The following is a 22,831-nucleotide window of genomic DNA, read 5'->3' as shown; positions in this document are numbered from 1 at the left end:
GTAATAGAAGACTACCAAGCCTGAGGGTTTGGTCTGGAACCACTTGACAAAAGTGGGGTCTTGTAAGTAGATATAATATGACATGAAAACATCTCCTATGGGGCAAAGTAAGTTTAGTGCTACCATAGGAGGTGTTTTTTATGTTGCCCAATAAGACGTCAAAGCTTAGTGTGATTCCGCTCGGAGGAACTGGAGAAATTGGGAAAAATCTGCTTGTCTTTGAATACGAGGATTCCATTGTAATCATCGATGGGGGGGTAAAATTCCCGGATGAGGAATTACTTGGCATCGATTTAGTGATTCCCGATATAACCTATTTAGAGAAAAACCGTGACCGAATTAAGGGACTCTTTATTACTCATGGACATGAAGATCATATTGGAGGACTTCCCTTCATTTTGCCTAAATTGAACATTCCGATTTATGGAACTAAATTGGCATTAGGGTTAGTACAGGCAAAGTTTCAGGAGAGGACTCCATACTCAGAGTCGTTGATTAACATTCTTGAACCAGGCGTACCAATTCAGGCAGGGGCATTTAAAGTAGAAGCTTTTCGGGTTACCCACAGTATTCCTGATGCAGTAGGGTATTCTTTACTTACGCCAGTGGGCAGAGTGATTTATACCGGGGACTTCAAGGTTGACTATACGCCGATCGATGGTCAGGACATGGAACTCGGAAAACTGGCAGCTTGGGGGCAGGAAGGGGTGCTGGCTTTGCTTTGCGATTCAACAAACGCAGAGAGGCCCGGTGTTACTGTGTCCGAGATGGCTGTTGGGAAAGCCTTGCGGGAGTGGTTCGAACGGGCAGAAGGAAAAATTATAATGGCTTCCTTTGCTTCGAATGTGCACCGGATTCAGCAAGCGATAGATGCAGCTGCGGATATTGGACGCAAGGTTTGCGTTGTGGGAAGAAGTATGGAAAATGTGGTTCGAACTGCAATAGAACTGGGATATCTGAAATTGCCGGATGAAAATATCTTAGTTCCCAGTGCTGAGGTTGGAAATATGCCACCTGAGAAATTGCTCGTGCTCACCACTGGCAGTCAAGGAGAGCCACTGGCCGCCTTGACTAGGATGGCCACTCGAAGCCATCGGCAGATCAATGTTTTGGCTGGGGACATGGTAATTATGGCGGCAACACCTATACCCGGTAACGAGAAATTGGTCGGTAAGACGATCAATCATCTCTATCAAATCGGGGCTGAAGTTGTCACCAAAGAAATGGGACAGGTTCATGTGTCCGGACACGCTAATCAAGAAGAAATTAAGCTCGTGATTCGTCTCGTCCAGCCTCGTTTTTTGATACCGCACCACGGTGAAATCCGTCATCAAGTGGGCTTTAGAAGAATCGGTCATTCCCTCGGCTATGCTGACCAAGACATCGCCATAACCCAACTTGGCTCACGTGTTGAACTTTCTCCAAATCGAATGGAATTTGGCGAGCGTGTGGAAGCGGGAAGTGTCTACATAGACGGGCTGGGTGTAGGAGATGTGGGGCAAGTTGTTCTGCGGGATCGGCAACAATTGGCACAGGATGGGGTGGTCGTGGTTGTAGCCGCACTTTCCAAGGCCAAGCCTTATAGGATTTTGTCTGGGCCCGATATTATCTCAAGAGGATTCACATTTATGAAAGAAGCTGACACCTTAATTGACGGAGCAAAGAAGGAGGTAGTAAATACCTTAGAAAGACAATTTCAGAAAGACCAAATCGAATGGGGAGTTTTGAAAGCTAACATTCGGGATAGTCTAAGCAAATACTTATGGGATAAGACTCGGAGGCGCCCCATGATTCTGCCTGTGTTACTGCATTATTAGTGTGTTTAGGATTTATTTAAGATAGAGCGCTGCGGAACGTAATTATAGACCGAAGCGCTCTTATTTGTGTGGTCCCTCCTTCAAATAGGGAGATGGTCTCAATGTTCGACTTAGTTAAGCGGATTTCACATTGGTCTGACCCTTTATTTGCTGTACTTAAGTATAATTGCAGGAATATTAATTATTATTGAAGAATAAAGCAAATACAAAGGAGTGAGCTTATTATTATGAATTTTAATTGTAAATGGAATTTTAGCAAGATCACTCCTTTGCGGATTGCTATTCTTTATGGACTGACTAGTTGGATATGGATTCTCTTTTCTGATGGTTTAATAGCTCTAATTATCTCTAATCAACAGGAGCTCCTCAAGTTATCGACTCTTAAAGGGGGGCTTTTTGTCATAGTCACGGCAATATTGCTTTACTTGCTTATTCAATCTGGATATAATTCCCTTCAGAAATCTGAGCAAGCCCTAAAAAAAGACTGGGCCGTCTTGGAACGCTATCGGCTTTTGGCAGATGAGGTTCAAGATATAATTATATTTATCAGCCCGGAGGGACAGATTATTGATGCCAATGAAGCAGCAGTAAAACGTTATGGTTATACTCGTCAAGAATTGACAAACATGCCTGTTAATAAGTTGCGTTTGCCAGAGGATCAGTTAACAGTGCCATGCTTTCTTCAAAATGCGCCAAAAGGAATGCAATTTGAACTTAAGCATGTCTGCAAAGATGGAAGTGTATTTCCAATCGACGTTAGCGCTAAGGGGGCAACCTCAAATGGAAAACCGATTATTATAAGTCTCATTCGCGATATTTCTGAACGCAAAAAGGTGGAGGCTGAGGTTTGGCTTGAGAAGGAACGGGCCCAGGTTACGTTAGAGTCCATAGGAGATGCCGTGATCACCACCGATGTTCAAGCGAACATAGAATATTTTAACCCGGTAGCTGAGGCCTTGACAGGTTGGTCGAATAAAGAGGCAGTAGGTTTATCTTTAGAAAAAGTTTTTAAGATTATTAATGAAGAAACAGGGGAATCGGTTGAGAGTCCGATTGCCCGCAGTTTAAGAGAAGGTCGGATTGTCAGTATAGAAGATCAAACCGTTTTGATAAATAAGCTGGGGAATACAGTTTCAATTGAGGACTCGGCTGCTCCTATTCGGGATAGGGAGGATACAATAATAGGTGCCGTTTTAGTGTTTCGTGATGTCAGTTATAAGCGGAATCATATGAAAGAACTGGCCCATCAAGCACAACATGATGCCTTAACGGGGCTCCCTAACCGTTACTTGTTCAATGAACATTTAAAGCAGGCATTAGCCCGGGCAAGACGAAGAGAGGGTAAGGTGGCGGTCATGTTCTTGGATTTAGACCGCTTTAAACTGATTAACGATACTATGGGGCACAATCTTGGCGATCAACTCCTTAAAAGCGTAGCAGAGCGCATACATCAAACCTTGCGTGAAGGAGATACGGTGGCCAGGCAGGGCGGGGATGAATTCCTGGTCTTACTTTCCGAGATCAAAGATGAGATGGAAGCAAAATCAGTGTCAGAACGGATTTTAGGGGTTTTCTCTAAACCAATAATATTAGAGGACAATGAAATTTACATAAACGCCAGTATTGGAATTAGCCTCTATCCGGACGATAGCATCGATATGGAGACCTTGGTGAAGCAGGCAGATACTGCGATGTACTATGCTAAGGAAAGGGGGCGGAATAACTGCCAGTTTTTCACTCCAGGACTTAATATTAAAGCGAACCAAAGGCTCTCCACAGAAAATAGTCTTCGCAAGGCTTTAATTCGCGGAGAATTTGTCTTGCACTATCAGCCTCAAGTCAATCTCGATACTGGACACATTGTAGGTCTGGAAGCCCTCCTTCGATGGAACTCAGTCGAGTTGGGACTGGTTTCCCCAGCGGCTTTCATTCCTGTAGCGGAGGAGACAGGGCTGATTATACCTATTGGAGAATGGGTTTTACGAACTGCCTGTGCTCAAAATAAGGATTGGCAAGATCAAGGGTTTATCCCTTTAAGAATAGCAGTCAATATCTCTGCTCGACAATTTCAAGAACCAGGTTTTATCAAATTAGTTAAACAAGTTCTGCAGGAAACTAAATTAGATCCTCAATGGCTAGAGCTTGAAATCACGGAGAGAATTGCCATGGAAAAAGGTGAAATCACGCTTAAAATGTTGGCTGCCTTTAAAGAGTTAGGAATTCGAATTTCGATTGATGATTTTGGAACGGGATTTTCCTCCCTAAACTATTTAAGCCGCATGCCAATCGATACCTTGAAAATAGATCAGACCTTTATTCAAGACATTAGTAGTGGAGATAATGGGAAGGAAGTTGTCACAGCTATAATTCAGCTTGCTAAAAACCTTCAGTTGAAAGTGATTGCTGAAGGAGTGGAAACAAATAACCAATGCTCCTTCCTTAAAGACAAGCTGTGCGATGAAATGCAAGGATACCTCTTCAGTAAAGCGGTTCCTTCGGAAGAAGCGGAAAAGTTGTTTGAGCGACTCGCCAAATAAGTTAATATTGTTGCAACAGTTCTTTTAAAGACTGGTACATGAGTCAAAAAGCTCCCCTTAAGGCAAACATAATTTGTGTGCCTTAAGGGGAGCATTTTTGTGCCCGGCTTTAATACTTTTTTACAAAGGATTTATGTCTAAAACTTATAAGGTGGACATACCTTCTATCAAGGGGGGCAATGACGTGTCGCTACATTACACTCTATCTGTCGTTCAGGCACCTAAGGTGACTTCGAAGGCCATGGGCCCTCAAAGGGAGGGAAGCCTTCCCGGGCTTAATAAAAGCGCAACATTATGGGCAGACATGGCCAGATGGTTTGGGGATGATATCCGCTCGATTTTACTTAACCTTAAGGGAGTAGACTTTAATGAGGTTGAAGAGTTGCGTTTGCGAGTGGGGCAACCGCTTTTGGTTCGGACCTTAGACAAGGACCTTTTTATAAACCAAGAAGGGCTGGCAGCGAGTCCCCAAAAGGCGTACTTCATTAAGCATGAAGATCTGGCTTCGGCCATAGAACGAATGACTCATAGCTCGGTTTATGCTGTAGAAGAGGATCTCAAGCAGGGTTTCATAACCCTTCCGGGAGGGAATCGAGTGGGTATAACGGGTGAGGCGGTACTCTTGAATGGTCAAATACAAACAATAAAACACATCTCATCCTTAAATCTTCGTATTGCCAGAGATATTCGGGGACTTAGTTTAAAGATCCTGCCCTTGTTATTAAGTTCAGATGGTAGCATTTGTCATACACTTATAATTTCTCCTCCCCGTGCCGGTAAAACAACCCTCTTGAGAGATCTTATTCGTTCAATTAGTAATGGGGTTCCTCAAGTAGGATTAAAGGGTCAGACGGTTGGGGTTGTGGATGAACGAGGTGAACTTGCCGGGATGTGGCAAGGTGTTCCGACCTACGACTTGGGATTTCGCACGGATGTCTTGGATGGTTGCCCGAAAGCCAGCGGGATGAGCATGATGGTTCGCTCCATGTCTCCTCAGGTGCTGGCTATGGATGAGATTGGCCATACTGATGATGTTATCGCCATAGCGGATGCCTTGCGCACTGGGGTCCAGATTTTGAGTACGGCCCATGCCAGTTCTATAGAAGAAGCACAAAACAGACCGGTCATAACTCATTTGTTGGATCAGGGAGTTTTTGAACGTTTGGTTGTGTTAAGCAGGCAACATGGACCAGGAACGATAGAAGGAGTTTACGATCTGAGAACTGGGAGGATCCTGTGATGCTTGTACTGGGATGTATTGCACTAATTACCGGATGCGGGTGTTTAGGACTCTGGCTTGCTTATCGGATTCGGCGGCGTCCCATGGAGTTACGAGAATGTTCGATGGCTTTGGCACTGTTGGACACTGAAATCGTCTGGGGGGCAACTCCTTTACCTGAGGCATTCTGTATTTTAAAAGAACGAACAGATTCACCCTGGCAAGATTTCTTTGCCGAACTTCAAGAACGATTGCAACAGGGTGAGTCGGCAAGCACAGCTTGGAGAGAAACTATGATAACTCGAAATGCTCAATTTTGTCTCAAACCGGAAGACTGGCAAGTGATCGGAGATGTCGGGAAAGGCTTAGGACGGTCTGATCGAACAGAACAGCATAAACAGATCGAACTCGTTCAACGTCAGCTAATTATAATGAAGGAACAAGCGGAAGTGTGGTCGAGTAAACAAGCCAAGATGTGGTCGTATTTGGGCTTTCTGGGCGGAATAGCGGGAGTGCTCATTTTGATTTAACCAAGGAGAGGAGTGGGGAAATGAGCTTTAATTTAATCATTACGGTTGCTGGAATTGGCATTTTAGTAGGAGTTTTAGCTTCCGTCTTAAATCAATCCGGCCGCAGTGAAATGGCTCAGGGGGTTACAATTATGGGAGTTATTGTAGTCTTGTATATTGTTGTACAGTCTATAGCAGAATTATTTACTCTGGTTAAGAGTGTTTTTAACCTTTACTAGGGGGCTAAAGTGTGGAGATATGGCAAATCGTGGGACTAGCCCTGATCGTTACAGTTTTCAGTGTAGTTCTTAAACAGATCCGCCCGGAAATTGCGTTACAACTTTCGATCTTAGCAGGTGCATCCATCTTTATTCTTATTCTAAGTAAAGTGCGAGTAATTGTTGATTTGCTGCAGACCCTTGCGGATCAAGCAAATATTAGTTCCTATTATCTGCTTATTATATTAAAAATTGTCGGTGTAGCCTATCTCGCTGAGTTCGGTGCCCAAATTTGCCGTGATGCTGGAGAAGGTGCGTTAGCTACGAAGATCGAACTTGCTGCCAAAGTCGGGGTCATAATTTTAGCGATTCCTATTATTGTAGCCATTACAGAGTCCTTGGTACGACTTGTTCCGTGAGGTGATGTATTTGCCGCGTTTTATCGTGAGTTTGGTATTATTAGTTTTCTTCTTCGGTGGGACAACTCCTCCAGTTTTAGCTGAGGAGGTTTCCCCTCAACCACTTGAAAATATTGATCTTTTGCAAGAGGTCGATTTAAGCCAAATGCGTGGTTTTTTGGAGCAACTGGATAGTGATGTTCAAAAGGCAATGCCGGGATTTTCCTTAGTTCGCACCTTTGAGGATCTTAAGAGTGGAAAGCTGAGTCTGAAACCGGAAAACTTAGGGAAAACATTGTTGACGGTATTGGGTCATCAAATATTAGGGACTGCACCCCTAATTGGTAAGCTGCTTATCTTAGCCGTACTGGGGGCTGTTCTGGGACAACTTCAAGCAGCTTTTGGTGGAAGCGTCGGCAAAACTGCTCGGGTCATGACTTATCTCGTTCTGCTGAGCTTGGCGATAACTTCATTCAGAGAGGCCTTAGAGACAGCTACCGGAACGATTGATCAAATGGTAGGTCTGATGCAAACTATGTTTCCGGTGATACTGACATTATTAATTACGATGGGAAACTTGACCAGTGCAGCTTTGTTCAAACCTCTTATTATGGGTAGTTTGACAGTCTTAGCAACAATTATCAAAACGGTTATTTTACCCCTCTTTTTTCTAGCCGCAGTACTTAAGCTTTTTAACCAAATCTCTGAACAATTTAAGCTCGGAAAGCTGGCCGGACTCTTTGAATTCGCTGGTAAACTGTCTCTGGGTGTAATAATGACTGTTTTTATCGGAGTCATGACGGTTCAGGGGGTAACGGGTGGGGTTGCAGATAGCGTTGTTTTTCGTACAGCCAAGTATTCTGCTGATCTCGTCCCAGTCGTCGGGAAGTTCTTCAAAGATGCAGTTGAACTTGTAATTACGTCGGGTTTACTTTTAAAAAACGCAGTCGGTATTGTTGCTTTGCTGGCAATTATCGTGATTTGTTTGGGACCTTTGATCAAAATCTTAGCTATGATCCTGGTATTTCGAATTTCAGCTGCCCTCATTGAGCCTCTCGGTGAAAAGCCTCTTGCAGATAGTCTTCAAGAAATGTCAAAAAGTTTAATTTTAATTTTAGTTTCTGTTGCGTCAGTCGGAATTATGTTTTTTATGGCCGTTGCTGTCGTCGTTGGGACGGGAACTTTTTCAGTGATGTTGCACTAAGGAGGAGAGACTGTGCAGACGCTACAAACACTAGTACGAAATTTGGCGTTAATTTTAATGCTGGCAACTTTTCTGGAGATGCTTCTGCCTAATAAATCAATGCGCGGGTTTGTTCAAATGGTGATGGGGCTATTTGTAATTTCGGCGGTTCTCGCTCCGATTACTGCATTATTACATACTCCGTTGTCAATGGAGATTCCTGCATGGACTGCTACAACTCCTCAAGATTTACCGGCTATTGCGGTCGAAGGGCAAGGGGCTAAAATCGGGCGCGATGCTGTTCAGGAACAATATCGACAGATTTTGATCAATCAGATTAAAGGATTGGTGTTAGGTACTTCAGGAGTTGAGGACGCGGAGGTAGACGTTGAATTTGAAGAAGAAGCAGGAGGGTTAATCGATCAACCAAGAATTGCCTATGTAAATATTTTGCTCAAAGCGACCCGGGGAACTATTCAATCGGTACAACCTGTGATTATCGGGAATTCGCCAACGCCATTAGAAATACAAACTCCAAAAGCCGAAGAGGTGAAAGAGCGAATTGCCACCTTCATGAGCTTGGCCAAAGAAAATATTTTCGTTGCAGAAGGTTAGAGAGAGTTAATAGGATTTGGAAGGAGGTAAACTGGTGGATTGGATGAAAAAGATCTCGACAGATAAAATGTTGGTGGGGTTAGTGTCTCTAATAGCAGTGGGGATGTCTTTTATTTATCTTGGCAAGGGACCGGCAGACACTGATCAGAGTGCCCAAACAAAATCAGCGTTGACGGCTCCCGCCAACCCAAGTACTAAAATTGGTGTTTTAGAAAAAGAATTAGAGAGTAAACTGCAAACCAATATTTTGATGATGGAGGGGGTAGGGCGGGTCCAGGTCTCAGTGAATTTTTTGACAGGGCTTAAGAATGAGTATGTGCGTAATAATAATGTCACGAAAAGAACGAATAAAGAAACAGATAAAGTTGGTGGAACTCGTGAAACCACAGAGATTACGGAAAATAACCAAGTGGTCATGCCAAGTGGTTCCTCCCAGCCAGTCATCGCCATGGAGGATCGTCCGGAAATCGGTGGAGTATTAGTTATTGCAGAAGGAGCACGTGACCCAAAAGTTAGAGAAGGAATTCATACCGCAGTACAAACTCTTTTAAATATTCCAAGCGCTAGAATTACTGTTGTACCTATGGGTGGAACATCATGACGAAGCGCATACATCGGCCGATTCTTTTAATTGTTGGGCACAAATCCAGGGTATGGTTTATTGGCTTTATAGGATTGGTCGCTATCCTTGGAATCTTAGGATTAAAGTTGATGGTCTCCGAACCGCATGCCTATATACCAGAACAAGCAAGTTTGCCTGTAAATTCACAAATGGAGAAATCATTAATTCAGTTTGAAGTTGAGACTCTTAAGCCTAATAGCTCTGGGGGGGACTATTTCGTTAATTATCGCTTAAAAAGAGAACAGTTACGCCAAGAGTCGAAGGCAATGCTTTCTATACTGTTAGACTCGACGGTAGAAGAAAGTAAAGCACAGGCCCAAGAAAAATGGCTGGAACTCAGTTCGAAAATTCAAAGAGAAGAAGAGATTGAGAACTTACTTAAGATAAAAGGGTTTCAAGATGTTGTGGCAGATGTTTTTTCAGAACATGTCACGATAATTGTGTATGCACCAAGTTTAACTCCACATGAAATAAGTCTTATTCAAGATATTGCAGTTAGAGTAACCGGAGTTCGCATTGATAAGATCACAATATCTGCCAAAAAGTAGGGACAATAGACAAGAAGTCTATTAATAATGTGCAGGAAAATCACTGTGTCAGAGCGAACTATATGAAGATAGGACGAAAGTCCCGGTGAGAGGGTGAGAGACACTGATAATGAGCAAAATTCTTATTGCTGATGATGCGAGTTTCATGCGTTTGATGATTAGTCAGATTCTTGCTCGGCAGGGTCTAACGAACATTATGGAGGCTGAAAATGGCCGGCAGGCCGTGGAACTATACAAGTCTTATAAACCAGACCTTACGCTGATGGATATTACTATGCCCGAACTAGATGGATTGGCCGCACTTGCAGAAATTCTTGAGATTGACCCAGCAGCTAAAGTAGTCATTTGCAGTGCAGTCGCAGATGAAAACATTGTTAAAGAATCCTTACGAATGGGTGCTACAGGCTTTATTGCTAAACCGTTTCGTCCTGATGAACTCTTGTGCATGGTCCTCAAACAGTTGAACTAGCTGCGCTTTAGCCCACCAGTAATTAAGTTGCTGCCTTATGTTTGGCGGCGACTTTTTATGTCTTAGACAGTTAAATCCCACATCGGACATTATTATGTATAATAAGAGTTATATTGTATACTTTAACTGGATTCGTTGAAAAAGGTAAACTGCACCCATATAATAAGACATATGTGTTTCATTTTCATTAATAGAAAATTACCCATTGTTTGAATTCAGAGAAATGGGGATAATACAAAGAGGGGTGACGGCAGTGAAACCAATCAAGATTACAGATACGACACTGAGAGATGCTCACCAAAGTCTTTGGGCAACTCGGATGCGTACAGAAGACATGCTGCCAATCCTAACAGAATTGGATGAGGCAGGATATTTTTCGTTAGAAGTATGGGGAGGAGCCACCTTTGATGTCTGTTTGCGCTTCTTAGGTGAGGATCCATGGGAACGGTTAAGGCAGATTAAAAGTCGCGTCAAAAAGACACCATTGCAAATGTTACTTAGAGCCCAGTCATTAGTCGGGTATCAACATTATCCGGATGATGTCGTAAGGGAATTTGTGACCCTGAGTGTAAAAAACGGAATTGATATTATACGGATTTTCGATTCCCTGAATGATGTTCGAAATATGGTTGTTCCGATGGAGGCAGCCAAAAAGGCAGGAGCCCATGTTCAGGCGTCTGTTGTTTATACAATCAGCCCTGTTCATACCACAAAACATTACTTGGAAACAGCCACGGCACTTGCTGAACTTGGTGCAGATTCTCTCTGTATTAAAGATATGGCCGGCTTGCTTACCCCGATCAAGGCTTATGAACTAATTTCGTTGTTGAAAAAAGAATTAGGAATTATGATTCATCTTCATAGCCATTATATTGGTGGAATGGCTGTTGGAACGTATTTAAAGGCAGCAGAAGCAGGCGCGGATATCATAGATACCGCCAGCGTTCCTTTAGCCTTTGGTGCCAGTCAACCACCGGTCGAAACAGTGGTTCGGGCTTTTCAGGAAACCGAATTTGATACGGGCCTAAGTTTGCGTAAACTGTTCCATATTGCTAAGTATTTTGAGGCACTTCGAAAAAATCGCGGTTTCGAGCGTGGGATCACTCGGATCTCGGATATGAGAGTATTTGAACATCAAGTTCCCGGAGGAATGATCTCCAATTTAGTATCACAACTGGAAGAACAAGGTGCCTTAGAGCGAATACATGATGTCTTAGAGGAGATTCCCAAGGTGCGTGCAGAATTAGGATATCCGCCGTTGGTTACCCCTACCAGTCAAATTGTGGGAACTCAAGCGGTATTAAATGTTCTTACGGGGGCAAGATATAAATTAGTTCCAGGAGAGGTAAAAGGCTATGTACGCGGGTTGTACGGCCGTCCTCCAGCACCAATAAACGCTGAAATTCAGAAGAAAATTATTGGAGATGAGGAGCCGTTATCTGTTCGCCCTGCAGATAAACTTGAACCAGGCATGGCGAAAGCAAAGCAAGACACTCTTGAGTTAGCTCTATCTCCAGAAGACGTTGTAAGTTATGCTTTGTTTCCGCAAATAGCCAAGAAGTTTTTTGAAGAGCGAAAAAGTGGGGCTGTATCAAGAGAGGAACGCAAAGAGGTTAAAGGAACGAAGGGAGAACGCCCTTCATTGTTATCTAAGGAGGATTCGAAGTTGAATTTACAAGAAATAAAAGAATTAATCCAAATTATAGATGAGACTGATATTAGTGAATTAAATCTTGAAAGTGATGGTGTGAAAATCGCCATTCGCAAAGGACCAAGTGCAATAATGAGTGTTCCGGTAACTGCTGCACGTCAAGAAGGGAACCCAACCTCCGTTACAGTTGAGGTCCCTGCTCAAAACAGTGCCGAACCTGCAGTAAAAGCAGCTGAACCTATTATCAGCGCTAATACAGAAACGATCACCTCTCCTATGGTAGGAACGTTCTATAGTTCACAATCTCCTGAGGCAGCTCCTTTTGTAAAAGTAGGACAGCATATCGAAGCGGGTCAACCTGTTTGCATCGTTGAAGCCATGAAACTCATGAACGAAATCGAGTCGGAAATCGAAGGAAAAGTTATTCAAATTCTTGTAGAGAACGGTCAACCTGTTGAATATGGCCAACCGTTGTTCGTCATTGAAAAATAAGGAGAAAAAGAGAATGTTTAAGAAAATCCTGATCGCTAATCGTGGGGAAATTGCCTTGCGCATCATTAGAGCATGTCGCGAGCTTGATATTGAGACTGTCGCTGTTTTTTCTGAGGGAGATCGGGAAGCGTTGCACGTAAAGGCAGCTGACGAAGCGGTCTGCATTGGCCCTGTAGCAAGTGCCAGGAGTTATCTTAATATCCCAAATATCATCAGCGCAGCAGAATTAACAGGGGTTGACGCAATTCATCCCGGATACGGTTTCTTATCTGAAAATGCCCGCTTCTCTGAAATATGTGGATCGTGTAATATTACATTTATCGGACCATCTCCTACGGTTATTGAAACTATGGGAGATAAGGCCATGGCTCGCAAGACAATGATTGAAGGCGGAGTCCCCGTTGTTCCTGGCTCAAAAGATGTTATCACAGATGAAGAAACGGCTGGAGCAGTGGCTGAAGAAATTGGATATCCGGTATTGATTAAAGCCTCAGCAGGCGGTGGCGGCAAGGGAATGAGGGTTGCACAGAATGCGAAGGAATTGAGTAAATCGATTCAGGCGGCCCAGAATGAAGCTAAAGCTTCGTTTGGCAATTCAGAAGTTTACCTTGAGAAATATGTTGAGGAACCGAGGCACATAGAGATTCAAATTTTGGGAGATAATTATGGCAATGTTATTCATTTAGGGGAACGAGATTGTTCCTTGCAACGTCGTCATCAAAAACTGCTTGAAGAATCTCCTTCTAGTGCCATAAATCCTGAGTTGAGAGCTGAAATGGGTGCTGTAGCGGTCAAAGCCGCAAAATCTGCTAACTATTCGAATGCCGGAACAATTGAATTTTTGTTGGATCGGCACGGAAAGTTCTACTTTATTGAAATGAACACACGCATTCAAGTAGAGCATCCTGTTACCGAGATGGTTACCGGGCTTGACTTAGTGAAAGAACAAATCCGTTTAGCTGCTGGTGAACCGCTTGGCTATACACAAGAAGATATTCAAATGCGTGGTTGGGCCATTGAGTGCCGAATTAATGCGGAAGACCCGGATAAGAATTTTATGCCTTCCCCAGGGTTGATCAATATCTACCATGTTCCAGGCGGACCGGGAGTGCGAGTTGACAGTGCGGTCTACCAAGGGTATACTGTTTCACCTTATTATGACTCGATGGTTGGTAAATTAATTGTTTGGGGTGCCACTAGGCAGGAAGCCATTGCTCGAATGAAGCGTGCCCTTGAAGAATTTGTTATCGAAGGGATTCATACAACGATCCCGTTTCATTTAAAAGTATTGGACAATGCTTTTTATCAGCGGGGGGAAGTATATACAAACTTTATTCAGCGCCGAATCCTGGGAGAGTAAACTTGAGATTCGATCTTCGATGAACTATGTTCGGATATCGAACTGCTTGTCGAATAACCTTTGCTAGATCAGGCTTAATTTGGTATAATATCAACGTCATGAAGATAATGGAAACCTACTATAGATGGAGTGTTAACTCCATCTATAGTTTAGTTGACTTATCTGGGGGACTAACACTACATATGCATGTAATGCGAGGTATGAAGTTCAATATTCGAACCAAGAACACCGAACATCGAACTTCGAATTAGGGGGTGAGAGCATGGAAAGTTTGGGAACAGATAATTCCCTTGGGTCTATCCGAATTGCTGATGAAGTTGTGGAAGTCATTGCCGGATTAGCTGCTTCTGAGGTAGAAGGCGTCGTGGGTATGAGCGGGGGCATAGTGGGAGACCTTGCGAACATGTTAGGCAGAAATAAAAACCTGTCCAAAGGGGTTAAGGTCGAAGTCGGTGAACATGAAGTAGCCGTGGACTTATTTATTGTTGTAGAGTATGGTGTCTCAATTCCCGACGTAGCTCTTAGTGTACAGGAAGCAGTAAAAGAAGCCATTGAGAGTATGACTGGGCTTAAAGTGGTAGAAGCGAATGTCCATGTGCAAGGGGTTAATTTTAAACCGGTATTGGAAACCAAAGAAGAAGACTTCCGTCTGAAGTAAAGAAAACTTAGCTGGCGTCCGAAGACACTGTCTTCGCACGTGTTAGCTTAGCGGAGAAGCCGCAGGCGCAGGCGGCAGCTCTAGTTGCACTTATGCTTCAGAAAGTATTAACGATAAGTTATACTTTCTGACTAGTGTAAAGAAGGCCCCCCCTGGAAAGACCAGGGGGGGTTTCTGAAAGAAGGGACGACGATGTTGGCATATGCTTTAGGACTCCTTTTGATCCTCGGGGCACTTTGGATATTAGCAATTGCCACAGGATGGGGGCTTCCATATTTTTTAATTGCCCAAGGGCTTAACTGGTTGAGATGGAACCCTTGGGAAAGTATCATCGCGGCTGGAGTGTTACTTGTGTTAGGATTGTTATTGTTTATGCGCCCCCGTGCGAGGACGGACTATTCGTTTCGAACCTCGTTAAAAGGCGGAGATGTTCGAATTTCACACGATGCTTTGCAGGAGATTATCGCTCGCAGCGCAATGGCGTTGCCTGGTGTGTTACAAGTGAAATCAAACCTTAGACAACGTGATGCAGGCCTGGAGATTTTAGTTTTATGTCAGTTTGAACAGGGGGTTCTGATACCCCAAATATCTGGTGACATTTTGACGAAGGTCAAAGAGGATGTCGAGCTTTATACTGGAATAATTGTGGCAGAGGTGAAAGTACTAGTGCGTCGCTTAGAAAAGGTTCAATCGGTACGCGTACGATGAATGGCTTTTGGCTGAAAGTTGGAGAGAAGATTTCGCAGTTTTTAGTTTGGGCCTTGGAGAGCCATCCGGGTAAACTCTTCGGAACATCAATAGGATTCTTGCTAGGACTGCTATTAGTAACTCTTGGCTTTTGGCGAACGTTAGTATTAGCCTTGTTTGTTGTGCTAGGATTTGTTTTAGGAAAGCGCCAAGATGAACACAAAGATATTTCAACCTGGTTAGAAAGAAATTTTAACAAGTTTTAACGGTCATTAGGATTTAAAAATTATGCTTACTTAGGGAGGAATTTTCTTTGAGCCGAAGATTAGCCCGTGAAACGGCATTACAGGTGCTTTTTCAAAGGGACCTGACGAAAGAACCATTTAGTATAGCGGAAGAAGTTCAACGTTGGGCTAAGGAATTTGTCGTCCCCGAGCCGAGTAAAGACTTTGCCCAGGAACTTGTAGAGGGTACAATAGAGCATCAAGCACAGATTGATCAAACGATTGCTTCATATGCTCAGGATTGGACTATTAACCGTATGGCCAAAGTGGATCGAAATGTGATGCGTTTGGCTACCTATGAGATTCTCTTTCGGTCGGATATACCCGGTCGAGTAAGTCTCAACGAAGCAATTGAGTTAGCGAAACGTTTTGGCGGAGAGGAATCCGCAAAATTCGTTAATGGGATTTTAGATCGTATTGTGGAGAGCGCAGTGAAAGCAGAGCAGAAAGGCGCCGATGTTTGTTCCACAGAGATGGCGAACCCAAACTCCTAAGAAAAGTTTGAATATTACAATTTTTTTAGTAGATTTAAAATTGAAGGAAATTGAGCAAAGATCTCGAATTAAAATTATATGAGAATTTTGTTCACAATTGAGGAGGAGACAAATGTACCACGTTGTTAAAAAAAGATTGTTGGCAACCGGTATCGCCTTGCTGGAAGTCAATGCACCGGCTGTTGCCGCGAAAGTTGAGCCCGGGCAGTTTGTAATTGTTCGTCTAGATGAGCTTAGTGAGCGTATTCCACTGACTGTTATGGATTTTGATCGAGAAAAGGGCACTATCACCATCGTTATTCAAGATGTAGGGTATTCATCAGCTATCATTACCGGCATGAATGAAGGGGATGAATTCCAGGATTTCGTAGGTCCTTTAGGCGTTGCTTCTGAAATTGAAAATTATGGTACGGTTGTTTGTATCGGCGGCGGCTTAGGTATTGCTCCCGTACATCCCATCGCTCGGGCTTTAAAAGAAGCAGGAAATCATGTAATATCCGTCTTAGGTTCCAGGAGTGCAGATTTGCTGATTCTTGAAGATGAGATGCGCGCTGCCAGCAGCGAAGTCGTAATTGCCACAAACGACGGGAGCCAAGGTGTTAAAGGATTTGTTACCGACGGATTGGCAGAGGTTTTAGCTCAAGGACATCAAGTTAAGGCAATTTGGGCTATCGGCCCCATGATCATGATGAAAGCCGTAGTCGATTATACTCGGTCATTGGGTATTAAAACAATTGTCAGCATGAATCCAATTATGGTTGACGGGACAGGAATGTGCGGTGCTTGCCGAATTAGTGTAGGTAACGAAACAAAATTTGCCTGTGTCGATGGACCAGAGTTTGATGGTCACTTGGTAGATTTCGATTTAGCTATGAAACGCCTCGCTTTTTATAAAGATGAAGAAAACAGGGCTAAGGCACGGTTGGAATGTAACCATGAAGGAGGGCATCACTGATGACAGAGAAAGTTGAAAACACAAAAAAAGTAAAAATCCCTCGTCATGATATGCCTTGCCAAGAGCCTCAGGTAAGAGCACGCAACTTTGAAGAAGTCGCTTTGGGATACGCACAGGAAACAGCAATAGAAGAAGCAAAGCGTTGTTTACAATGTAAAAATCCCAAATGCGTAACAGGATGTCCTGTGTCAGTTTTGATTCCAGAGTTTATCAAGAAAATTGCAGAAGGAGATTTTCAGGAAGCTGGAAACGTCCTAAAAGTTAAAAATTCATTGCCTGCGGTTTGTGGTCGGGTTTGTCCACAAGAAGCTCAATGTGAAAGTAAATGTATTCTGGGAATCAAAGGGGAGTCGGTGGCTATTGGCCGACTAGAGCGCTTTGCGGCTGACTTTGGCATGCAATCCGGTAAATCTGAGGTTGTGAAACCCCAGTCGAGCGGTAAGCGTGTCGCCATCATCGGTGCAGGGCCTGCTGGATTAGCATGTGCCGGAGACTTGGCAAAAGATGGGCATGCTGTAACTATTTTTGAAGCATTGCACGTTGCTGGGGGCGTATTGATGTATGGAATTCCTCAGTTCCGTCTGCCGAAAGAAATTGTGCAAACAGAAATTGATAACCTTAAACAAATGGGCGTAGAAATCCTTACGAATCAGGTGGTAGGTAAAATTACGTCCGTCGATGAACTTATGGAAAACGGATATGATTCGGTATTTATCGGTACCGGCGCCGGACTTCCCTACTTTATGGATATCCCTGGAGAAAATTTAAATGGAGTTTATTCGGCCAATGAGTTTTTAACCCGGACAAATTTGATGAAGGGTTATAAATTCCCTGAGTACGCCACTCCTGTAAAAGTTGGAAAGAATGTTGCTGTTTTAGGTGCAGGAAATGTCGCGATGGATTCTGCTCGTACTGCCTTGCGCTTGGGTGCAGAAAATGTTTATATCATCTATCGTCGTTCTCGTGATGAGATGCCAGCCCGTAAAGAAGAGCTTGAACATGCGGAAGAAGAGGGTATTCAATTCCGCCTGTTAACAAATCCTGTTGCTATTGAAGGGGACGAGCGTGGATGGGTAAAAAGCCTGACCTGCTTGCGCTACGAGCTCGGAGAGCCAGATGCTTCAGGACGACGTGCTCCGGTTGCTATTAAAGGATCAGAATTTGAAATTCCGATGGACACGGTCGTAGTTGCCATCGGACAAGGTCCAAATCCTCTAGTAACGACATCTACCCCGGGTTTAGAGCTAAACAAGCGAGGCAACATCGTCGCAGATCCAGACACATTGGTGACTTCAAAACCAGGCGTTTTTGCAGGCGGTGACATCGTTACCGGTGCCGCAACCGTTATTTTAGCTATGGGAGCTGGTAAAAAGGCTGCCGCAGGTATTGATCAGTATCTCAAAGGAAAGTAACTTTTTAAAAAAACTGAACATCGGGCCTCCCACTTCATAAAAGTGGGAGGTTTAGAAGTGAATAAATCACAATATTTTGAAAGGAGTGTGTCTTTTGGCTCAATTATTAGATGGAAAAGCTGTATCCAAGATTCTTAAAGAAGAAATCCGCGAGGAGATTGCAACGTGGAAAGAAAAAGGTGTACAACCTAAACTTGCAGTGATACTTGTCGGAGATGACCCGGCCTCAGTAGTTTATGCACGGTCCAAGCAGAAAGTTTGTGAGGGCATAGGTATGGCCTTTGAACTCTTCACGATGCCTAGTGCTACCCCTGAAGCGGAAATCTTGGCGACGATTGAAAAACTTAATAATGATCAAAATGTGCATGGCATCATGATTGAACTCCCGCTTCCTAAAGGGATTCGGAAGGAAACGGTTATGGCTGCAGTGCGCCCGGATAAGGATGTAGACGGAGTTCATCCTATCAATCGCGGATATATTCTAAGCGGTGAAGAAGGATTATTTCCAGCCACCCCGCAAAGTTGTATTGAGTTGCTTTTGCGCTCAGGCGTTGAAATTGCAGGAAAACATGTCGTGATTGTTGGACGAGGAGAAACCGTTGGCAAACCTTTAGTTTTCCTAATTCTCAAGCACAATGCTACTGTAACGATTTGCCACTCAAAAACTCCTGACTTAGGAGCCTTTACCCGTCAGGCTGATATTTTAATTGCCGCCGTAGGTCGTGCTAAGCTGATCAAAAAGGAAATGGTCAAAGCAGGAGCGATTGTTGTTGATGCTGGGATCAATGAAATCCCGGGAGGAATTTGTGGGGATGTTGATTTCGAGGCTGTTCAAGATGTGGCTGAGTTGATTTCTCCGGTACCGGGTGGCGTAGGTTCCTTGACCACTGCCTTAATTATGCGCAATGTCTTGAAGGGAATCGTATTGCAAGGAGGGGTTCGCTGATGGATACGAACAAAATTTGGGAGTGGACCACTGAAGAATTTTTGACTGTGTCTGCCAGTTCTTCTCCAACACCTGGCGGGGGAAGCGTTTCTGCTTATGTCGGTGCACTGGCGGCCTCAATGACTTGTATGGTTGCTAACCTTACAATTGGTAAGGAAAAGTATAAAGAGGTTGAACCTCAAGCAAAAGAAATTTTGGCTGAAGCGGAAGACGTTTTGGGCATGTTGAAGAGTGGATTAAGTCAAGATATCGCTGAATTCTCAAATTTCATGGACGTCTTAAAGTTACCAAAAGGGACTGATGAAGAAAAAGCCCTGCGCACCAAGAAAATGCAAGAAGTCTTGGTGTCGGCTACGGATACTCCACTGGGAATCTCCCAAAACTGTTTCAGAGTGTTGCAATTAGCTCAGAAACTTGCACCCATCGGAAACAAGGGTGCAATCAGTGATGTTGGTGTATCCGCATACTTAGCGGAGAGTGCTCTGAAATCAGCAATGCTTAGTGTTGATATTAACCTGCCTGGAATTAAAGACGTGGCTTATCAAGAGCGCGTTAAGGCAGAACGAGCCAGACTCTTTGAGCAGGCCGCTGTCATTTGTGCTGAGACAGTTGCTGTTGTTCAGAGTCGTATGTAGAACGGGAAGTTTTTGGTGCGTTGTTCGCAGTTCGAACAATCAGATGTCTACCAGAGGATATCGAAGGTCAAATAAGGGGTGGGGAATAATATTTCCTTGCCTCTTATTTCTATTTAGGTACCAACTTCTCTGGACTTACAAAGAACTAGTGAACTCCTTCAACTAAAGTTGAACATCGAGACTTCGAACTTCTAATATCGAATGGCTCCTCTCATTTCTTTATGTTATGATAGGCATTGAGGTGAAGGGTGTGCCGAAAATATGGACAGTTTCTGAGTTGGTAGGCCGAATTGGTCAAGTCCTGCAGGAACGAACGGAGTTGCAAAACTGTTGGATCAGTGGTGAACTTTCGAACTTTAAAAATCATCGTGCTTCCGGACACTGGTATTTTACTCTTAAAGATGAGTCATCAAGCATTAAAGGGGTTATGTTTAAAAGTCGGTCGGAACGCGTGCGCTTCATCCCGTCCGATGGTTTAAAAGTCTTGATTCGTGGAAATATTCGGATGTACGATCGCGATGGGACCATTCAGTTATACGGAGAGGAAATGGAGCCGAGTGGACTCGGACAGTTGTATTTAGCTTTTGAGCAGCTTAAAAAGAAACTCGCTGAGGAAGGATTATTTGATCCCTTACGCAAGAAGAGTATACCTCGTTTGCCGCGGCGTATTGGGATTGTAACGAGTCCAACCGGAGCAGCGATTCGAGATATCATTAATATTATTGAACGGCGGCATCCGGGGATGTCGTGGATATTAGCTCCTGCTGCTGTTCAAGGAGAAGCCGCCCCACATGAAGTAGCTCAAGCAATTGCTCGACTTAATCGACATGGAGATGTAGACGTTATCATTGTTGGTCGTGGCGGAGGTTCTTTGGAAGAGTTATGGGCGTTTAACACAGATATAGTCGCTCGCGCTATCTCAGCATCCGTTATTCCGATTATTTCAGCTGTGGGACACGAAACAGATGTGACTATCTCAGACTATGTAGCTGATCTCAGGGCGCCGACCCCCTCTGCAGCCGCTGAACTAGCGGTGCCGATACTCATAGACCTGCAGCTTCAAGTGGCTCAACTGCGTGTTCGACTAACGGGTGCTATGGGGACTCTAATTGAGCGGAAACGTCAATATGTAGAAGGAATTGCCAATAAGGGACCTCTCAGAGACCCATTTTGGCGTATTGATCAGAGCCGTCAACGCCTAGATGCCCTGCAAATGCGCCTTCAAGAGGGTATGACTAGATTTGTAATTGATAAAAATGGTATACTAAAGCTATTGGCTGCTAAGCTTGATTTGCTAAGCCCATTGGCTATTTTAGGCAGGGGATACTCACTGACTTATAATGCAGAAGGACTCCTTCTGCGCTCCGTGAGCCATGTAGAGGTCGATGAACAAATTCGGATTCGTTTAGGAGAAGGAAGTTTACACTGCCGAGTGTTGGAGAAGGGAAATTGATCTATGAGTACAAATATATGGACAGAGGACCTTTTTGAGCAAGTGCAAGATAAAATAAATGAGAGTGCGACAGAAGAACCATCTCTAGAGACAGGACTTCAACAACTGGAGATGATTGTCAAAACGCTTGAACAAAAAGATCTGCCTTTAGAAAAGGCCTTGAGCTTATTTAAAGAGGGTATAGGTCTCGTTCAATATTGTTCTAAGGTGTTGGACCAAGCAGAAAAACAAATGGAGATCTTGCTTGAAGGGCCGGATGGACAATTACAAATAATGCCTGCCAGTTTCGATGGGGAAGGATGAACGTAAAAAGTGTTTAAGGAAACCTTTCAACGTTATCTCACAATGATTGAACAAACTCTCGCTCAGTTGCCGTGGGATAAAGACAGTTTAAATGAGAGTATGTATTATTCCCTAATTGGAGGGGGCAAACGAATTCGACCTGTGTTAGCTTTGGCCTCAGCAGAGGCTGTAGGCGGTAATCCTGAAGCTGTTTTACAAGCTGCTGCGTCCATAGAGCTTATTCATACATACTCCTTAATTCATGATGATTTACCAGCCATGGATAATGACGATTATCGAAGGGGAAGACTATCTAATCACAAAGTTTTCGGAGAGGCACAGGCAATTCTGGCTGGTGATGCCTTGTTGACGTATGCTTTTGAAATTCTGGCCAATTTAGAACTTGGTCAGCCTGAAAGAGAGTTGCGCGTTATACGCGAGGTTGCTGTTGCTGCAGGGAAAGATGGAATGGTCGGCGGACAGGTAGCGGATGTTGCTGGAGAAGGAAAAGCCCTTAGTTTAAATGAAATCGAGGAAATTCATAAAGCAAAAACGGGTGCCATATTGACGGTTTCTGCTCGGCTCGGAGGGATTTTATCAGGAGGCACGGAGGAACAAATTGAGGCACTGACGGATTATGCCCAAGCCTTAGGATTAGCTTTTCAGATAAAGGATGATATTTTGGATATAGTTGGGGATAGCGAAACTCTCGGTAAACCTGCTGGAAGCGATATTCGGCAGGGTAAATCAACTTATGTTTCTTTACTGGGGCTTGACGGCGCTGGTCACCAATTGCATGCTCAAATTCTTAAAGCTCAGGCAGCCATAAAACCATTAGGTGAAAGGGCAAGCTTTCTAAATGAGCTGGCATTCTATATTGAAGAACGCAAACATTAAATGAGGTCGTTATTATGCCGATATTTCCAGGGATTTACCACAATGCAATTCTAATTTCAGCTCTAACCGCATGGCTTTTAGCTCAAATTTTAAAAGTTGGGGTTAATCTATTATCAGTAAGGAAACTGAATTTCTCACTTTTTTTTAGTTCAGGCGGTTTTCCAAGTTCCCACTCCGCAACGGTGAGTGCTTTAGCCTTAGGAGTTGGAAAATACTATGGATGGGATTCGCCGATCTTCGCAGTAGCGGCTGTTTTCGGTATGATTGTCTTGTATGATGCTACTGGAGTGAGACGGGCTGCCGGCAAACAGGCAGAGGTTCTAAACCGGTTAGTCGAACGTTTATACCATGGACCTGACCTGGCTCAAGAACGGCTTAAGGAACTGATTGGACATACCCCTTTAGAGGTTTTTGGGGGCGTAATGGTAGGAATAATTGTTGGACTTTTAGTTTAGATAATGTATGGCAATTTGAATATAGACCTAATTAC

Annotated in this window: 25 protein-coding genes; all 25 read left to right on the top strand. The window is 43.8% G+C overall.

The window, feature by feature from the left end; all coding sequences use genetic code 11:
• The first annotated feature begins 140 nt into the window (after positions 1-140).
• The 25 genes from M8E35_RS01640 (at position 141) to M8E35_RS01520 (ending at position 22,796) form a co-directional block, all read left to right on the top strand.
• Positions 141-1,817 (top strand): ribonuclease J, encoded by a 1,677-nt coding sequence (locus M8E35_RS01640; protein WP_252466978.1) that lies wholly within the window; start codon positions 141-143, stop codon positions 1,815-1,817.
• Positions 1,818-2,044: 227 nt separating this feature from the next.
• Positions 2,045-4,354 (top strand): sensor domain-containing protein, encoded by a 2,310-nt coding sequence (locus M8E35_RS01635; protein WP_252466977.1) that lies wholly within the window; start codon positions 2,045-2,047, stop codon positions 4,352-4,354.
• Positions 4,355-4,538: 184 nt separating this feature from the next.
• Entirely contained in the window at positions 4,539-5,594 is a 1,056-nt protein-coding gene (gene spoIIIAA / locus M8E35_RS01630; protein WP_252466976.1) for a stage III sporulation protein AA, read from the top strand.
• Entirely contained in the window at positions 5,594-6,103 is a 510-nt protein-coding gene (gene spoIIIAB, locus M8E35_RS01625) for a stage III sporulation protein SpoIIIAB (protein ID WP_252466975.1), read from the top strand. The genes spoIIIAA and spoIIIAB overlap by 1 nt, the downstream gene beginning before the upstream one ends.
• A gap of 20 nt (positions 6,104-6,123) precedes the next feature.
• Positions 6,124-6,321 carry a stage III sporulation protein AC gene (gene spoIIIAC, locus M8E35_RS01620; RefSeq protein ID WP_007779978.1) on the top strand — a complete coding sequence of 66 codons (198 nt, stop codon included), beginning with the start codon at positions 6,124-6,126 and terminating at the stop codon, positions 6,319-6,321.
• Between the two features lie 11 nt (positions 6,322-6,332).
• Positions 6,333-6,719 (top strand): stage III sporulation protein AD, encoded by a 387-nt coding sequence (spoIIIAD, locus tag M8E35_RS01615; protein WP_073030328.1) that lies wholly within the window; start codon positions 6,333-6,335, stop codon positions 6,717-6,719.
• A gap of 10 nt (positions 6,720-6,729) precedes the next feature.
• A complete protein-coding gene (gene spoIIIAE / locus M8E35_RS01610; protein ID WP_252466974.1) occupies positions 6,730-7,902 on the top strand; it encodes a stage III sporulation protein AE in 1,173 nt (390 codons plus the stop codon).
• A 12-nt stretch (positions 7,903-7,914) separates the two neighbouring features.
• Positions 7,915-8,496, top strand: a complete 582-nt coding sequence (locus M8E35_RS01605) for a stage III sporulation protein AF (RefSeq protein ID WP_252466973.1) — start codon at positions 7,915-7,917, stop codon at positions 8,494-8,496.
• Positions 8,497-8,530: 34 nt separating this feature from the next.
• On the top strand, positions 8,531-9,097 hold the full coding sequence (locus tag M8E35_RS01600; RefSeq protein ID WP_252466972.1) for a SpoIIIAG-related protein: 567 nt from the start codon (positions 8,531-8,533) through the stop codon (positions 9,095-9,097).
• Complete coding sequence (locus tag M8E35_RS01595; protein ID WP_252466971.1) at positions 9,094-9,666, top strand: SpoIIIAH-like family protein; 573 nt, start codon at positions 9,094-9,096, stop codon at positions 9,664-9,666. The genes M8E35_RS01600 and M8E35_RS01595 overlap by 4 nt, the downstream gene beginning before the upstream one ends.
• Before the next feature lie 109 nt (positions 9,667-9,775).
• Positions 9,776-10,135, top strand: a complete 360-nt coding sequence (locus M8E35_RS01590) for a response regulator (RefSeq protein ID WP_252466970.1) — start codon at positions 9,776-9,778, stop codon at positions 10,133-10,135.
• 253 nt (positions 10,136-10,388) lie between these two features.
• A complete protein-coding gene (gene accB, locus M8E35_RS01585; RefSeq protein WP_252466969.1) occupies positions 10,389-12,278 on the top strand; it encodes an acetyl-CoA carboxylase biotin carboxyl carrier protein in 1,890 nt (629 codons plus the stop codon).
• Between the two features lie 13 nt (positions 12,279-12,291).
• The gene (accC, locus tag M8E35_RS01580; RefSeq protein ID WP_252466968.1) at positions 12,292-13,638 is read left to right on the top strand and encodes an acetyl-CoA carboxylase biotin carboxylase subunit; all 1,347 of its coding nucleotides are present in this window, start codon (positions 12,292-12,294) and stop codon (positions 13,636-13,638) included.
• 262 nt (positions 13,639-13,900) lie between these two features.
• Entirely contained in the window at positions 13,901-14,296 is a 396-nt protein-coding gene (locus tag M8E35_RS01575; RefSeq protein WP_252466966.1) for an Asp23/Gls24 family envelope stress response protein, read from the top strand.
• Between the two features lie 192 nt (positions 14,297-14,488).
• A complete protein-coding gene (gene amaP / locus M8E35_RS01570) occupies positions 14,489-15,004 on the top strand; it encodes an alkaline shock response membrane anchor protein AmaP (protein WP_252466964.1) in 516 nt (171 codons plus the stop codon).
• Positions 15,001-15,249, top strand: coding sequence for a DUF2273 domain-containing protein (locus tag M8E35_RS01565; RefSeq protein WP_252466962.1), 249 nt, complete (start codon positions 15,001-15,003; stop codon positions 15,247-15,249). The genes amaP and M8E35_RS01565 overlap by 4 nt, the downstream gene beginning before the upstream one ends.
• A 47-nt stretch (positions 15,250-15,296) precedes the next feature.
• Positions 15,297-15,761 (top strand): transcription antitermination factor NusB, encoded by a 465-nt coding sequence (gene nusB / locus M8E35_RS01560; RefSeq protein ID WP_252466960.1) that lies wholly within the window; start codon positions 15,297-15,299, stop codon positions 15,759-15,761.
• Between the two features lie 112 nt (positions 15,762-15,873).
• Complete coding sequence (locus M8E35_RS01555; protein ID WP_229248070.1) at positions 15,874-16,716, top strand: sulfide/dihydroorotate dehydrogenase-like FAD/NAD-binding protein; 843 nt, start codon at positions 15,874-15,876, stop codon at positions 16,714-16,716.
• Positions 16,716-18,128: an NADPH-dependent glutamate synthase gene (gene gltA / locus M8E35_RS01550; RefSeq protein WP_252466958.1), complete on the top strand. Its 1,413-nt coding sequence runs from the start codon at positions 16,716-16,718 to the stop codon at positions 18,126-18,128. Before M8E35_RS01555 ends, gltA begins: the two co-directional genes overlap by 1 nt.
• Before the next feature lie 94 nt (positions 18,129-18,222).
• Positions 18,223-19,074, top strand: a complete 852-nt coding sequence (locus tag M8E35_RS01545; protein ID WP_252466957.1) for a bifunctional 5,10-methylenetetrahydrofolate dehydrogenase/5,10-methenyltetrahydrofolate cyclohydrolase — start codon at positions 18,223-18,225, stop codon at positions 19,072-19,074.
• On the top strand, positions 19,074-19,709 hold the full coding sequence (locus M8E35_RS01540) for a cyclodeaminase/cyclohydrolase family protein (protein ID WP_252466956.1): 636 nt from the start codon (positions 19,074-19,076) through the stop codon (positions 19,707-19,709). Before M8E35_RS01545 ends, M8E35_RS01540 begins: the two co-directional genes overlap by 1 nt.
• Positions 19,710-19,959: 250 nt before the next feature.
• Positions 19,960-21,162 carry an exodeoxyribonuclease VII large subunit gene (gene xseA / locus M8E35_RS01535; protein WP_252466955.1) on the top strand — a complete coding sequence of 401 codons (1,203 nt, stop codon included), beginning with the start codon at positions 19,960-19,962 and terminating at the stop codon, positions 21,160-21,162.
• A 3-nt stretch (positions 21,163-21,165) separates the two neighbouring features.
• Entirely contained in the window at positions 21,166-21,465 is a 300-nt protein-coding gene (xseB, locus tag M8E35_RS01530; protein WP_252466954.1) for an exodeoxyribonuclease VII small subunit, read from the top strand.
• Between the two features lie 9 nt (positions 21,466-21,474).
• Complete coding sequence (locus M8E35_RS01525) at positions 21,475-22,341, top strand: polyprenyl synthetase family protein (RefSeq protein ID WP_252466953.1); 867 nt, start codon at positions 21,475-21,477, stop codon at positions 22,339-22,341.
• A gap of 14 nt (positions 22,342-22,355) precedes the next feature.
• Positions 22,356-22,796 (top strand): divergent PAP2 family protein, encoded by a 441-nt coding sequence (locus M8E35_RS01520; protein ID WP_252466952.1) that lies wholly within the window; start codon positions 22,356-22,358, stop codon positions 22,794-22,796.
• Positions 22,797-22,831: the final 35 nt, after the last annotated feature.

This window comes from Desulfosporosinus nitroreducens, from assembly GCF_023897015.1.
Taxonomy (GTDB): Bacteria; Bacillota; Desulfitobacteriia; order Desulfitobacteriales; family Desulfitobacteriaceae; genus Desulfosporosinus; species Desulfosporosinus nitroreducens.
Note: the sequence above shows the minus strand (reverse complement) of the source record. Positions and strands in the feature narration are given on the sequence as shown.